General features: G+C 71.4%; 13 protein-coding genes, 1 tRNA gene and 1 other RNA gene. 2 read left to right on the top strand and 13 right to left on the bottom strand.

The features are described 5' to 3' along the window. Nucleotides 1–164 precede the first annotated feature (164 nt). From O7600_RS24105 to O7600_RS24090, 4 genes are all read right to left on the bottom strand, one after another. Nucleotides 165–695, bottom strand: a complete 531-nt coding sequence (locus O7600_RS24105; protein WP_281590767.1) for a DUF6036 family nucleotidyltransferase — start codon at nt 693–695, stop codon at nt 165–167. Then, nucleotides 692–991: a hypothetical protein gene (locus tag O7600_RS24100; protein WP_157779131.1), complete on the bottom strand. Its 300-nt coding sequence runs from the start codon at nt 989–991 to the stop codon at nt 692–694. The genes O7600_RS24105 and O7600_RS24100 overlap by 4 nt, the downstream gene beginning before the upstream one ends. Before the next feature lie 534 nt (nt 992–1525). Then, a tRNA-Ala gene (locus tag O7600_RS24095) sits at nt 1526–1598 on the bottom strand. Nucleotides 1599–1689: 91 nt separating this feature from the next. Continuing rightward, nucleotides 1690–2280 carry a YqgE/AlgH family protein gene (locus O7600_RS24090; protein ID WP_091584149.1) on the bottom strand — a complete coding sequence of 197 codons (591 nt, stop codon included), beginning with the start codon at nt 2278–2280 and terminating at the stop codon, nt 1690–1692. 149 nt (nt 2281–2429) lie between these two features. Here O7600_RS24090 and O7600_RS24085 point away from each other — a divergent pair, with 149 nt between their 5' ends. Further along, nucleotides 2430–3230, top strand: a complete 801-nt coding sequence (locus tag O7600_RS24085; protein WP_281590766.1) for an S-methyl-5'-thioadenosine phosphorylase — start codon at nt 2430–2432, stop codon at nt 3228–3230. 89 nt (nt 3231–3319) lie between these two features. Next, nucleotides 3320–4915, top strand: coding sequence for a benzoylformate decarboxylase (gene mdlC / locus O7600_RS24080; RefSeq protein ID WP_281590765.1), 1596 nt, complete (start codon nt 3320–3322; stop codon nt 4913–4915). Between the two features lie 2 nt (nt 4916–4917). Here the strand turns inward: mdlC and O7600_RS24075 are convergent, their stop codons facing one another. The 9 genes from O7600_RS24075 to pruA all read right to left on the bottom strand — a co-directional run bounded on the left by O7600_RS24075 (nt 4918) and on the right by pruA (nt 12810). Further along, nucleotides 4918–5913 (bottom strand): hypothetical protein, encoded by a 996-nt coding sequence (locus O7600_RS24075; RefSeq protein ID WP_281590764.1) that lies wholly within the window; start codon nt 5911–5913, stop codon nt 4918–4920. 37 nt (nt 5914–5950) lie between these two features. Beyond that, nucleotides 5951–6352: a hypothetical protein gene (locus tag O7600_RS24070; protein ID WP_281590763.1), complete on the bottom strand. Its 402-nt coding sequence runs from the start codon at nt 6350–6352 to the stop codon at nt 5951–5953. A 181-nt stretch (nt 6353–6533) separates the two neighbouring features. Next, nucleotides 6534–6909, bottom strand: a transfer-messenger RNA (tmRNA) gene (gene ssrA / locus O7600_RS24065). A gap of 105 nt (nt 6910–7014) precedes the next feature. Beyond that, nucleotides 7015–7494 (bottom strand): SsrA-binding protein SmpB, encoded by a 480-nt coding sequence (smpB, locus tag O7600_RS24060; RefSeq protein ID WP_099164766.1) that lies wholly within the window; start codon nt 7492–7494, stop codon nt 7015–7017. Nucleotides 7495–7625: 131 nt separating this feature from the next. Next, the gene (ftsX, locus tag O7600_RS24055) at nt 7626–8501 is read right to left on the bottom strand and encodes a permease-like cell division protein FtsX (RefSeq protein WP_281590762.1); all 876 of its coding nucleotides are present in this window, start codon (nt 8499–8501) and stop codon (nt 7626–7628) included. 65 nt (nt 8502–8566) lie between these two features. Next, complete coding sequence (gene ftsE / locus O7600_RS24050) at nt 8567–9247, bottom strand: cell division ATP-binding protein FtsE (RefSeq protein WP_013284225.1); 681 nt, start codon at nt 9245–9247, stop codon at nt 8567–8569. 118 nt (nt 9248–9365) lie between these two features. After that, entirely contained in the window at nt 9366–10487 is a 1122-nt protein-coding gene (gene prfB / locus O7600_RS24045) for a peptide chain release factor 2 (protein WP_091581541.1), read from the bottom strand. A 45-nt stretch (nt 10488–10532) separates the two neighbouring features. Then, on the bottom strand, nt 10533–11048 hold the full coding sequence (locus O7600_RS24040) for a PadR family transcriptional regulator (RefSeq protein ID WP_174529700.1): 516 nt from the start codon (nt 11046–11048) through the stop codon (nt 10533–10535). Between the two features lie 133 nt (nt 11049–11181). Further along, nucleotides 11182–12810, bottom strand: coding sequence for an L-glutamate gamma-semialdehyde dehydrogenase (gene pruA, locus O7600_RS24035; RefSeq protein WP_281590761.1), 1629 nt, complete (start codon nt 12808–12810; stop codon nt 11182–11184). Nucleotides 12811–13176: the final 366 nt, after the last annotated feature.

The following is a 13176-nucleotide window of genomic DNA, read 5'->3' as shown; positions in this document are numbered from 1 at the left end:
GCGCTCCACGCGTCCATCAGTCAAAACTGGGGCACCCCCGACCGAGTCGGCTCAAGGGTGGACCGGAGGCACCGCCGTGCAAACCACACCGCGACGATCGCCGACGAGCCGACGCAGCCGGGTCCACGCAGTTCCCGTACGGCGTTCGAAGCACGATGGCAGAGCTACGAGTCGTCGAAGACGTCGTCGAGCACGAGTCTTGCCCGGCCAGGGACCTCCTCCTCCGGGAAGATCTCCGCATACAGAGCGAGGACCTGCTCCGTGCTGGTCAACCCGAGATGGTTGACCAGGAAGCGGATGTCCTCGGCGTCCCGCCGCCGTGCAGCAAGCACCTTCATGGCCAACAGATGTTCCGGAGAGGCCGCCGCCACGCGCAGGCCCGGGTGGTCGAACACGCGCGGAGCCGTCGCGTCGCCTCCCGGAGCGACATAGGCGCTCGCCTGCTCGTTGAGCCACCAGTGCGGCAGGCCGAGTTCATCGGCTACCGCACGAGCCTCGTCGAGCACGATGCCATGGGGTTGGAACACGGCGTCGATGTCCCGAGTGGCCCGCCGGGAGTCGTAGGCGAGTGCCATGGCCGCCCCGCCGAAGATGTAGAGGTCCGCCACGACGCCCCGCCTCGCCAGCCGGTCCCCGAGTCGGCGGAAGGCATCCTCGATCGCCGAGCGGTCCAGCAGTGGATCATCAAGGCTCACGCGACGTTCAACTCCTGCGCCGACACGTACACGCCCCGACGACGGAACGCTGCCGGCGCGTGCACCACCGCGTCGACCCGAGCGGCACGGGTGTTGAAGGGGAACCAGAACCGCCGGAGCGACCGGGTCTCGACCCATGACGGCGCACCCCGCCCGTCACCGGCCGCCAAGTGCTCCGTCAGTGCCGCGAGGAATACATCCCAACGCTCGTCACCGGTAGGCGTTGGTTCCTGGTCCAGCAGCACGGTGCGTTTCTCGGCTGGTTCCCAGCGGTACTCCTCGAGAAACTCCGCCACCAGCCGCCATCGTCGCGTCTCGTCGGACCCGACGAGCAAAGCACCCAGGCGCGCCACCGTCAGTGGCTCGTACCTCGCAGCGCGGTTCCTCACTCCCTCGACGCTAGTACATTCGTCGGCGCATCTGTGGCCAGGCACAGTCCGCGATGGCGAGATCCGTGGGAGGACGCAGATGCGCGCGCAGCCCACCGCCCTCTCACCATCCATGGGTCGACGACTTTGCGCGGACCTGCCGCCCCCCACCCAGGGCCGGGGCGGCAGCCGGGTCCCGCCCCCGCATCCACGAGCCAAGTGATCGAGGACGCTAAGATCACCATCTCTCGGCGTCAAGACCCGCACACAAGTGGTGAGGACGACGCGCCCAGAACCGGACAGATGCAATCTGTACCAGGTAGGGCGCGGCCCGGAACCGGTGGTCGATCGTGTCGCCCGGGTGGGGTGTGGGGCGCAGCCGTGACGAAATCTGTGACCAAAAGATCAAGAAAAGCGGCACCTCTCGATGAGAAGTGCCGCTTGACCTGCACAAACACAAGGTGGAGCCGAGGGGACTCGAACCCCTGACCCCCACACTGCCAGTGTGGTGCGCTACCAGCTGCGCCACGGCCCCTTGCGGTCGTCCCCGGTCGCCCGGGCACGGGAAGAACTATACACACGCCGTTCGGCATGGTCATCTCGCGGGGGGTCACCCCCGGGCCCGGTCAGTTCAGCGCCACGTCGGGCGGGAAGTGGGCCACCGCGGCCATCATGCCGCCCTGCCGTCGCAGCACCATCGGCCAGAGATCGTCCGGGCGGTCGACGAAGGCGTCGCCGGGGAGCGCGTCGAGCACGAACCACGACCCCTCCTCGATTTCGCGCTCCAACTGCCCGGCGCCCCAGCCGGAGTAGCCGGCGAAGACCCGGATCCCGCCGACGGCGTCCCGCAGCTTCGCCGGGTCGACCGAGAGGTCGATGGTGCCGACCGCGCCGGAGACCCGGTGGAAGCCCTTGACCGGCTTGACCGGGTGGCGCATCCGGGCCAGGCAGATGGCCGAGTCGGGCTGGACCGGGCCGCCCTCGAAGAGCACCGCCGGCTCCCGCGCCAGGTCGCTCCAGTCGCCCAGCACGTCGGCCACCGGCACTTCGGTGGCCCGGTTGAGCACCACGCCGAGGGCGCCGCCGGGCTCGTGGGCGACCAGCAGCACGACGGTGCGGTCGAAGTTCGGATCCTTGAGCACGGGTGTCGCGACCAGCAGCCGTCCGGTCATCGACTCCATGGCTCGGCCACCGATCGCCTGCCCCTCACCCTGCATGTCCGACACCCGTCAGCCGTGCGCCCGCGCGGGCCCGACGCCGTCGACCGTCCACGCTGTCAACGCCATGTCACGCACCATAGCCTGCGCCCCGCCCGCTGGCTAAGGTCTGACCGGCGGGTGATCGCGACGGATCGAGGGAGGGCCGGATGACGGCGGAGGCCGAACTGGCGGTGATCGGCGGGTCGGGTCTCTACGCCCTGCTGGACGGGGTGGAGCACGTGGTGGACACCCCGTACGGCGCGCCCTCGGACCCGATCACGGTCGCCGAGGTGGGCGGTCGCCGGGTGGCGTTCCTCCCCCGGCACGGGCGCGACCACCGGCACCCGCCGCACCGGATCCCCTACCGGGCCAACCTCTGGGCGTTGCGTTCCCTGGGCGTACGCCAGGTGTTGGCGCCGTGCGCGGTCGGCGGCCTCCGGCCGGAGCTGGGGCCGGGCACGTTCGTGGTGCCGGACCAGCTCGTCGACCGCACCAGCGGGCGGGCGCAGACCTACTACGACCGGGGCGCGGTGCACGTGTCGTTCGCCGACCCGTACTGCCCGGCCGGGCGGCGGACGCTGCTGGACGCGGCGGCGGGTCGGGGCGTGCCGGCGGTGGACGGAGGGACGGTGGTGGTGGTCGAGGGCCCGCGCTTCTCGACCCGGGCCGAGTCGCGCTGGTTCGCCTCGATCGGCGGCACGGTGGTGAACATGACCGGCCACCCGGAGGCGGTGCTCGCCCGCGAGCTGGCCCTCTGCTACACGTCGATCGCGTTGGTCACCGACCTGGACGCGGGCGTCGAGGCGGGCGAGTCGGTCACCCAGGAGGAGGTGTTCCGGGTCTTCGCGGAGAACACCGACCGGCTGCGCGGGCTGCTGCTGGACGCGGTCGCCGCGCTGCCGACCGAGCGGGACTGCCCGTGCGGTGGCGCGCTGGACGGGATCACGCTGCCGTTCCCGCTGCCCTGAGCCCCGGCGAAGCGCCCGAAAAGTCGGCTTCCGCCCGTTAGATTCGGTGGGTCGGGAGGCGGCCCGGCCCGGGACGGAGGCAGCCGGCGATGGCGACGGTGCGCGAGGCGACCTACGACCTGCTGCGCGCGCTCGGGCTGACCACCGTCTTCGGCAACCCCGGCTCGACCGAGGAGCCGTTCCTCCAGGACTTCCCCGCCGACTTCCACTACGTGCACGCGCTCCAGGAGGCGTCGGCGGTCGCCATGGCCGACGGCTACGCGCAGGGCACCGGCCGGCCCGCCCACGTCAACCTGCACACCGCGCCGGGCACCGGCAACGGCATGGGCAACCTGGTGACCGCCTGGCACAACCGGACCCCGCTGATCGTCAGCGCGGGCCAGCAGACCCGGGAGATGCTGCTGATCGAGCCCCGGCTGGCCAGCCCCCGGGCGGTCGAGCTGGCCCAGCCGTACGTCAAGTGGGCCCACGAGCCGGCCCGCGCGCAGGACATCCCCGCGGCCTTCATGCGGGCGTACGCCTCGGCGGTGCAGCCGCCCGCCGGGCCGGTCTTCCTCTCCCTGCCGATGGACGACTGGGACCGGAACGCCGACCCGCCGCCGCAGGTGCGGACCGTCGCCACCCGCATCGCGCCGGACCCGGACCGGCTGCGCGGCTTCGTCGACGCGCTGGCCGACGCCCGCGCCCCGGTGCTGGTGCTCGGCGCGGCCGTGGACCGGGCCGACGCCTGGCCGGCCGCCGTCGCGCTGGCCGAGCGGCTGGCCGCCCCGGTGTGGGCCGCCCCGGCGCCGGAGCGGGCCGTCTTCCCGGAGCGCCACCCGCACTTCCGGGGCGTGCTCCCGTACGCGATCGGGCCGCTGTCGGAGGCGCTGCGCGGCCACGACACGGTGCTGGTGGTCGGCGCTCCGGTGTTTCGCTACTACCCGCACGTGCCCGGCGACTACCTGCCCGGCGACGCCCGGCTGCTGCACGTCACCGACGACCCCGACGAGGCGGCCCGGGCCCCGGTCGGGGAGAGCCTGCTCGGCGATCCCGGCCTGACCATGACGGCGCTGATCGAGATGCTGCCGCCGGTCGGCCGGCCCGCGCCGCCGCCCCGGGAACAGCCCGCCCCGCCGGAGCCGGGCGAGCCGCCGGACGCCGACGCGCTGTTCGCGGCCCTGGCCGCGGTCTGGCCGGCGGACGGGGTGCTGGTGCAGGAGTCACCGTCCAACCTGGCCGCGTTGCGCCGGCGGCTGCGGGTCGACCGGCCCCGCTCGTACTTCACCATGGCCAGCGGCGGCCTCGGGTTCGGGCTGCCGGCCGCGGTGGGCCTCGCGCTCGCGGAGCGGGACACCGGGCGCGGCCGCCCGGTGGTGGCGGTGGTCGGCGACGGCTCGGTGCACTACTCGGTGCAGGCGCTGTGGACCGCCGCGCGGCTGCGCCTGCCGCTGGCCGTGGTGGTCCCGGTGAACCAGCAGTACGCGATCCTGAAGGCGTTCGCCGAGCTGAAGCACACCCCGGGCGTGCCGGCGCTGGACCTGCCCGGGCTGGACGTGACGGCGGTGGCGCGCGGCTACGGCTGCGCCGCCGAGGTGGTGACGTCGCTGGACGCGCTCGGCCCGGCGCTGTCCGCCGCGCTCGCCGCCGACCGCCCCACGGTGCTGCCGGTGCCGATCAGCACCGAGGTGCCCCGGATCCTGTGACCTCAGCCGGGCCGCGCGACCAGCGGGGCGCCGGTGCCGACGTCCAGCACGGCCCGGCCGCCCAGCGGCGCGGAGAGCGTGACGCTCACCGGCTTCTGCACGAGCTGCATGGTGCAGACCCCGGTGGCGGGGACCACGGAGCCGCCGACCACCACCGCGTCCGGGCCCTCCCGCACGAGCGGGGTGGGCGCGCCGTCGCAGGCGCCGACGCCGACCACGTAGTCGAGGCGGTTCCCGTCCACCGCCCGCAGCTCCTGGGCCGCGACGAGGCCGGCCGGCAGCGGCCCGGTGTCCGCCGCGCCGCCGCCGACGGTGCCGACCGCGCGCGGCGCGACCGCGAGCCGGGCGACGGGTACGGCCAGCTCCTCCACCGTGAACAGCCAGGCGGGCACGTCGGCCGCGCCCCGGCTGGTCCACACCGGCGCGCTGCCCAGGCGGACCGCGGTCACGGTGAGCGGCACGCACGGGGTCGGCGCGGTGGTCGACACCGGGTCGTCCGGGCCCGGCTCGACGGTCGGGCCACCGGGCTCCGGCCAGCCGGGCTGGCCCAGCCGCGGCTCGCGCGGTCGGCCGTCGCACGGCGGCGGGTCGCCCTGGTCCAGTTGGGCGTACGCGTCGGCCGCGCTGACCAGCGGCACCCGCAGCTCGCCGTCGGGGAAGCGGATCGAGCCGTCCGGCGGAACGGCCGTCGGCATCGGGATCTGGTCCCGGTACCAGCCGGAGGCGAACGCCAGGTCCGTCTCCGGGGTGAAGCCCGGGTCGCCGACGAGGACGGTGGCGTCCTGGAGCGGGACGTAGCCGGTGCGCCACCTCGGGGCGGGGCGCCAGCGCGCGGCCACCTCCTGCGCCCGCCGGTCGAACGCGGGGTGCTGGTTCCGCACGGCGGACGTCGTCGCGCCCGGCTCGGTGGACGTGGTGCCACCCGGACCGGCGTCGGGCGTGGCGCACCCGGCGAGGACCAGCATCGGCAGCCCGAGCAGGGCGAGCGATCGGCGCATGCGGATTGGACGACGCCGCCTCCCGGCCGGTTCCCGGTCAGTCCCCACCGCCGAGGTCGGCCTGGTAGGCCTCCCAGAGCAGGTCCGCGCCGCGCCGCCGGTGCCGGTCGAGCGCGCGCAACAGGTTGCCGGCCTGCTCCCGCACCTCCTCGGCGGAGACGGCGGACGACCCGACGGCGTGCTGGAGCGCGGCCAGCGCCGCGACGATCGCGGCGTGCTCGTCCACCAGCAGACGAACGCCCCGGTGCAGCCGGGGCGCGGTGCGCAGCAGGTCGGCGTAGCGGCCGGCCGGGCCCTCGGTGATCCGGACGTGCTCGGTGAAGCCCTGCCGGACCGGACCGAGATGGACGATCAACCGCTCCCGCCAGCGGGGTTCCCCGGTCGCCGTCAACGCCCGCCCGAGCACGGTGGTCGGCTGGTGGATCGGACTGGTGGCCATGGGGCACCTCCCGGCCTGCGGTGCTATCGCATACCGCGATGGTGAACCCGGCCGGCCGTCCTGTCCAGCCGCCGGCGACGCCTCATTCGCCTCATCCGCCCCAGGGACCTCAGGGGACCCGGCCGGGGGCGGAGACGACTGTGCGCCCCGGTCCGGGAGGACCGGGGCGCACAGGTCAAGGTGGTGGAGGTGCCGGGAATCGAACCCGGGTCCTTCGCCGGTTTGTCAGGGCTTCTCCGAGCGCAGCTCGCTGTGCCTCTACTCGGCCCCACCGCTCACGCGAGCAAGTTGGTGTGACGGGCCCAGTCGCTGATTGATCTCGCCGCACGGACCCCGCGACCGGGTCCGATTGGCCAGCCTTCTAGCTGATGCCGGCTAACTGGGTCGAAGGCGCTCCCAGGCCGACAGACTTGCTACTCGCCTCAGGCGGCGAGAGCGAAGTCAGCGCGATTGTTCTTGGCGCTTATTGGTTTCCGACGACCGATTCTCGAGACGACGTCGGCTTCCTCGGCTCGCTTCCCCTGTCGCTGCGTACGAAGTCGAAACCAGTCACCCCCTCGACAGGCCACCGTGCTGGTGGCACTGACAAGCCTAACGCCTGCCGCAACGGGTTTCATCCCGAGCCCCGGCCCAGGCGCGCCGACCCGGACAAAGCCGACAAATCAGTCGCCCATGCCCTTGCCACGCCGACCCGCGACGCGCCGGATCTCCCGGTCGGCGTCGCGCTTGGCGAGGTCCTGCCGCTTGTCGTACGACTTCTTGCCCTTGGCCAGGGCGATCTCGACCTTGGCCCAGCCGTCCGAGAAGTAGACCTGCAAGGGCACGACGGTCAGCCCGCCCTCCCGGGTCTTGCCGATCAGCCGGTCGATCTCCAGCCGGTTGAGCAGCAGCTTGCGGGTGCGCCGGGGCTCGTGGTTGGTCCAGGTGCCCTGGGTGTACTCCGGGATGTGCATGCCGTGCAGGTAGAGCTCGCCGCCGCTCTCCTGGGCGAACGCGTCGACGAGCGACGCCCGCCCGGCGCGCAGCGACTTGACCTCGGTGCCGGTCAACGCCATGCCCGCCTCGTAGGTGTCGAGGATGGCGTAGTCGTGCCGCGCCTTCTTGTTGGAGGCGACCACCTTGCGACCCTTTTCCCGTGGCATCGGCGCCACCCCCTTCCTGATCGGCTCCCGGCCAGCGGCAGGCAAGCGGAGATCATGCTACCGGAACCACAAGGGCCCTCCCGCGCCGTTTATTCCGGCGCGGGAGGGCCCTTGGAGAGCCGTACCGGTACCTAGACCCGCAGGTAGAAGCGGAGCGTGACCCAGGCGGTGATCGCGCTGACCAGGCCACCGACGGCGGCCATCAGCGGGAAGGTCAGGAAGATCTCGGACCAGGAGATCGGGGTGATCAGCCCCTCCAGCGCGGCCATCGAGCTGCCGGCCGCCAGCGTCTTCACGCCGATCAGCGCGACCAGGCCGAGGATGGAGCCGATCAGGCCGGCCACCACCGCCTCCAGCACGAACGGCGCCTGGATGAACCAGTTGGACGCGCCGACCAGCTTCATGACCGCGACCTCACGCCGCTTGCTGTACGCGGCCACCTGGATGGTGTTCGCGACCAGCAGGAGGGCGGCGGCGGCCATCACGATGGCGAGCGCGAGCGCGCCGTTCTGGATGCCGGTGAGCACGCCGAAGACCTTGTCGAGGAGCTTGGACTGGTCGACGATCGTGTCGATGCCCTCGGCGGTCTTGTACTGGTCGTAGATCTGCTTGTACTGCTGCGGGTCGTTCAGCGTGATCCGGAACGACTCCGGCAGCTGGTCGGCCTTGACCGCGTTGACCAGGTCGGGCGCGTCGGCGTACATCTGCTGGAAGCGCTTGTACGCCTCGTCCTTGTTGACGTACGTGACGTTCTTGACCAGCGGGTCCGCGTCGAGCTTGGTCTTCAGATCGGTCCGCTGCTGCTCCTGGATGTCGGTCTTCAGGAAGATCGAGACCTGGACGTTCTCGTAGTAGAGATCCTTCATGTCGCCGACCTTCTGGTACAGAAGGCCGCTGCCGCCCAGCATGAACAGCGACACCGCCATGGTGATGATCATGGCGACCGTCATGGTGACGTTGCGCCACAGTCCGACCAGTACCTCGGACAGGACGTACTTCATCCGCATCGGGATATTCCTCCGGCTCTCCGGCGTGAGGTGTTCGTCGTCAGGGTCTACGGATCGTCAGCGGCTCAGCCGTAGACGCCGCGGGCCTGGTCGCGCACGATGCGGCCGCTCTCGATCTCGATCACCCGGCGCCGCATCTGGTTCACGATGTTGGAGTCGTGCGTGACCATCACGACGGTCGTGCCGGTGCGGTTGATCCGGTCCAGGAGGCGCATGATCTCGATCGAGGTGTCCGGGTCCAGGTTTCCGGTGGGCTCGTCGGCCAGCAGGATCAGCGGCCGGTTCACGAACGCCCGGGCCACCGCGACACGCTGCTGCTCGCCGCCGGACAGCTCGTGCGGGTAGCGGTGCTCCTTGCCGCCGAGACCGACCAGCTCCAGCACCTCCGGCACGACCCGACGGGCCACCGCCTTCGTCTTGCCGATCACCTCCAGCGCGAACGCCACGTTCTCGTACGCGGTGCGGTTCGGCAGCAGCCGGAAGTCCTGGAAGACACAGCCGATGGAACGCCGGAAGTGGGGTCGCTTCCAGGAACGCATCGACGTGACGTCCTTGCCGTTGACGACGACGCGACCCTTGTTGGGCGTGACCTCGTGCAGCAGCAACTTGATGATGGTGGACTTGCCGGAGCCGGATGGACCGATGAAGAAGACGAACTCGCCCTTCTCGATCGAGACGGACACGTTGTCGAGCGAAGGCCGGGACGCCTTCGGGTACGTCTTCGTCACTTGCTCAAGCTGAATCACGGGTCGGTAGTCTACGCGGTGTAACCGCAGAGCCAAGCCCCCCGCCCCGGGGATGCGGTGCGCGTCATCGATTTACCCGGTCAGACCGAGATCGATGACGCGCTGCGTCCGACCGTGATCACGCACCGTCAGCGGTGAGCTGCTGCTGCTTCCGCCAGCGGATTCCCGCCTCGATGAAGCTGTCCAACTCGCCGTCGAAGACCGAGGACGGATTGCCCGTCTCCTGTTCGGTACGCAGATCCTTCACCATCTGATAAGGGTGCAGGACGTAGGACCGCATCTGGTCGCCCCACGAGCCGGCGGCGTCGGTCTTCAGGCCCGCCATCTTGGCCTGCTCCTCCTGCCGCTTGCGCTCCAGCAGCCGGGCCTGGAGCACCCGCAGCGCGGACGCCTTGTTCTGGAGCTGGGACTTCTCGTTCTGGCAGGTGACCACGATGCCGGTCGGGATGTGGGTGATCCGGACCGCCGAGTCGGTGGTGTTGACCGACTGGCCACCCGGGCCGGAGGACCGGTAGACGTCGATCCGCATCTCGTTCTCGGGGATGTCGATGTGGTCGGTCTGCTCCACCACCGGCAGCACCTCGACCCCGGCGAAGCTGGTCTGCCGGCGGCCCTGGTTGTCGAACGGGCTGATCCGCACCAGTCGGTGGGTGCCGGACTCCACGCTGAGCGTGCCGTAGGCGTAGGGCACCTTCACGGTGAACGTGGCGGACTTCAGGCCCGCCTCCTCGGCGTACGAGGTCTCGTAGACCTCGGTCGGGTAGCCGTGGCGCTCCGCCCAGCGCAGGTACATCCGCAGCAGCATCTCGGCGAAGTCCGCCGCGTCCACGCCGCCCGCACCGGCCCGGATGGCGACCAGCGCCTCCCGGGAGTCGTACTCGCCGGAGAGCAGGGTGCGGACCTCCATCTCCTCGATGGCCTTGGTCAGCCCGGTGATCTCCGACTCGACCTCGGTGAGCGCGCCCGGGTCGGACTCCGCCTGGGCCAGCTCCAGCAGCACCCCGGCGTCGTCGAGCCGGGAGCGCAGGTCGCCCAGCTTGGTGATCTCACCGTTGACGTACGACAGCTGCGACGTCACCTGCTGCGCCTTGGCCTGGTCGTCCCACAGGTCGGGCGCGGAGGCCTCCTGCTCCAGGCGGGCCTTCTGCTCGCGCAGCTTGTCGAGGTCGAGCACGGCCTCGATGTTGCGCAGCGTGGCGTCGAGTTCCTTGAGCTGTTCGGCGTAATCGGCAGCGGTCACGGCACACAACACTACTGCGTGGGTCCGTCAACCTGTTGCAGGTGGTCAGCCGACCGGCGCGGTCTTCAGCCAGGAGAGCGCCGCCTTGTGGTAGGCGACCGCGAACTCCAGCGCGCTGGCGTCGTAGTTGTCGCCCTCCTTCTTGGCGTTCTTGACCTGCTCCCGCACCGCCGCCAGCGCCTCGGTGTGGTACTCGTTCGCCGAGGCGTACAGGTTCTTGAGCTGGCTCGCCGAGTGCAGGTTGCCGAACGCCATCCGTAGCGCTATCGGGTTACGGATGGTGTCCTTGCCGGGATTCTCCGCCAGCCAGCGGGAAAATGTCCGTTTCCCGGCCGCCGTCAGCGCGTACGGCTGGCTCATCCGCGGCCCGGGCTTGCCGAGCCGCACCAGACCCTTCTCGGCCAGGACGGGAAGCTCCCGGTAGACCTGACTGCGGGTCATCGACCAGTACGGCGCCAGCCGGCGCTCGGCGGCGGCCATCAACTGGCCGCCAGTCATCGGGCCGTCGTGCAGCAGGCCCAGCAGGGCCGCCGCCGTCGGGTTGACTCCGGATTCCGCCATGCCCTCTAAGCTGCCACTTTGTCGGCTCTGGCGTCCAGGATTTGCCGTTTTCGCCACCCGATGGCGGGTCCGATGTGCACTGTCGGGTAAGGAAGAGGCCCGCCCCACGTCGGAACGGGCCTCTCCGGACGCCTCAGCCCATGTGCGGGTAGGTGTGGTCGGTCGGCGGGACGAAGGTCTCCTTGATCGTCCGCGGCGACGTCCAGCGGACCAGGTTGTGCCAGGAACCCGCCTTGTCGTTGGTGCCGCTGGCCCGGGCGCCGCCGAACGGCTGCTGCCCGACCACCGCGCCGGTCGGCTTGTCGTTGATGTAGAAGTTGCCCGCCGCGTACCGCATCTTCTCCGCCACCTGGTCGACCACCCGGCGGTCGTTCGCAAAGATCGACCCGGTCAGCGCGTACGGCGCGATCGACTCGGCCTGGGCGACCACGTCGTCGAAGCGGGCGTCGTCGAAGACGTGCACGCCGAGGATCGGGCCGAAGTATTCCGTGGTGAAGGTCTCGTGCGCGGCGTCGGAGCACTCGAACAGCGTCGGGCGGACGAACCAGCCGACCGAGTCGTCGGCGGTGCCGCCGGCCAGGACGCGACAGCTGTCGTCGCCCTTGATCAGCTCCAGCGCGGCGGTGTGCCGACCGAACGCCTTGTCGTCGATGACCGCGCCGCCGAAGTTGCTGAAGTCGGTCACGTCGCCGTAGGTCAGCGACTCCGCGGTGGCGGCGAGCCGGTCCCGCAGCCCGCCCTCCCACAGCGACCGGGGGACGTAGGCCCGCGAGGCGGCCGAGCACTTCTGGCCCTGGTACTCGTAGGCGCCCCGGATCAGCGCGGTGTGCAGCGCGTCCACGTCGGCGCTGGTGTGCGCGACCACGAAGTCCTTGCCGCCGGTCTCGCCGACCAGGCGCGGGTAGCCCCGGTAGCGGGCGATGTTGTCGCCGACGGTCTTCCACAGGTGCTGGAAGACCTTGGTGGAGCCGGTGAAGTGGATGCCGGCCAGATCCGGGTCGGCGAGCACCACGTCGGAGACCTCCTCGCCCCGGCCGGTGACCATGTTGATCACACCGGGCGGCAGGCCGGCCGCCTCGAACAGGCGCATCGTGAAGTGCGCGGCGAACTGCTGGGTCGGGCCCGGCTTCCAGACCACGGTGTTGCCGAGCATGGCCGGGGCGGACGGCAGGTTGCCGGCGATCGCGGTGAAGTTGAACGGGGTGACCGCGTAGACGAAGCCCTCCAGGGGCCGGTGGTCGAAGCGGTTCCACACGCCGGACGAGGACATCGGCTGCTCGGCCAGGAGCCGGCGGGCGAAGTGGACGTTGAAGCGGAGGAAGTCGATCAGCTCGCAGGCGGCGTCGATCTCGGCCTGGACCGCGGTCTTGGACTGGCCGAGCATGGTGGCCGCGTTGAGCGTGTCCCGCCAGGGGCCGGCGAGCAGGTCGGCGGCGCGCAGGAAGATCGCGGCCCGCTCCTCGAACGGCAGCGCCCGCCACATCGGCGCGGCGTCCTTGGCGGCCCGGACCGAGGCCCGCGCGTCGTCGTGGGTGGCGTGACCGGTGACGCCGAGCACGTGCGCGTGCTTGTGCGGCTGCACCACGTCGATCGACTCGCCGCCGGCCATCCGCTGCTCGCCGGCGATGGTCATCGGCAGCTCGATCCGGTCGGCGGCCAACTCGGCCAGCCGCCGCTGGAGCCGCTCCCGGTCGGCGCTGCCGGGCTCGTAGGTGTGGACCGGCTCGTTGCGCGGCTCGGGTACGGAGAACACGGCGTCCATCACAGGCTCCTGTGCGATCTCGACGGCGGTGGCGAAACCGGTCCCGCGAGCGCGGCCGGGCGGCCGGCGCCGGACACCGCGTGGTGGACCGGTCGCGGCGGCGGGACCTGGGCCGATTGTTTCATGCGGCGCCGTCGCCGACCCGGGCTCCCCGGGTGCGGCACCGAACACCGGACGGACTCCCCCTCTTCGGACCGTCGGTCCATTCCCGCCCGGAACCGACGAAACGTCGGCACAGGTCGCGCGCGGTCGACGATTCATCGGCGGCCTCGGCCCGCCCTCGCGCCCCGGTCGACACCGTCGGCACCCGCCACGTCGGCCGGGGTGACGTGCACCGGGGCGCGCGGCCCGCCCGTCCGGGAGGGC

Source organism: Micromonospora sp. WMMA1998, from assembly GCF_027497375.1.
GTDB classification, from domain to species: Bacteria; Actinomycetota; Actinomycetes; order Mycobacteriales; family Micromonosporaceae; genus Micromonospora; species Micromonospora sediminicola.
Note: the sequence above shows the minus strand (reverse complement) of the source record. Positions and strands in the feature narration are given on the sequence as shown.

What these genes read in the sequence shown, in the direction of transcription:
- ftsX (WP_281590762.1), bottom strand. Translation starts at nt 8,501, where the DNA reads ATGCGGATGAAGTACGTCCTGTCCGAGGTACTGGTCGGACTGTGGCGC.
- smpB (WP_099164766.1), bottom strand. Translation starts at nt 7,494, where the DNA reads ATGCCACGGGAAAAGGGTCGCAAGGTGGTCGCCTCCAACAAGAAGGCG.
- O7600_RS24070 (WP_281590763.1), bottom strand. Translation starts at nt 6,352, where the DNA reads ATGGCCACCAGTCCGATCCACCAGCCGACCACCGTGCTCGGGCGGGCG.
- O7600_RS24090 (WP_091584149.1), bottom strand. Translation starts at nt 2,280, where the DNA reads ATGCAGGGTGAGGGGCAGGCGATCGGTGGCCGAGCCATGGAGTCGATG.
- mdlC (WP_281590765.1), top strand. Translation starts at nt 3,320, where the DNA reads ATGGCGACGGTGCGCGAGGCGACCTACGACCTGCTGCGCGCGCTCGGG.
- pruA (WP_281590761.1), bottom strand. Translation starts at nt 12,810, where the DNA reads ATGGACGCCGTGTTCTCCGTACCCGAGCCGCGCAACGAGCCGGTCCAC.
- O7600_RS24040 (WP_174529700.1), bottom strand. Translation starts at nt 11,048, where the DNA reads ATGGCGGAATCCGGAGTCAACCCGACGGCGGCGGCCCTGCTGGGCCTG.
- O7600_RS24075 (WP_281590764.1), bottom strand. Translation starts at nt 5,913, where the DNA reads ATGCGCCGATCGCTCGCCCTGCTCGGGCTGCCGATGCTGGTCCTCGCC.
- O7600_RS24085 (WP_281590766.1), top strand. Translation starts at nt 2,430, where the DNA reads ATGACGGCGGAGGCCGAACTGGCGGTGATCGGCGGGTCGGGTCTCTAC.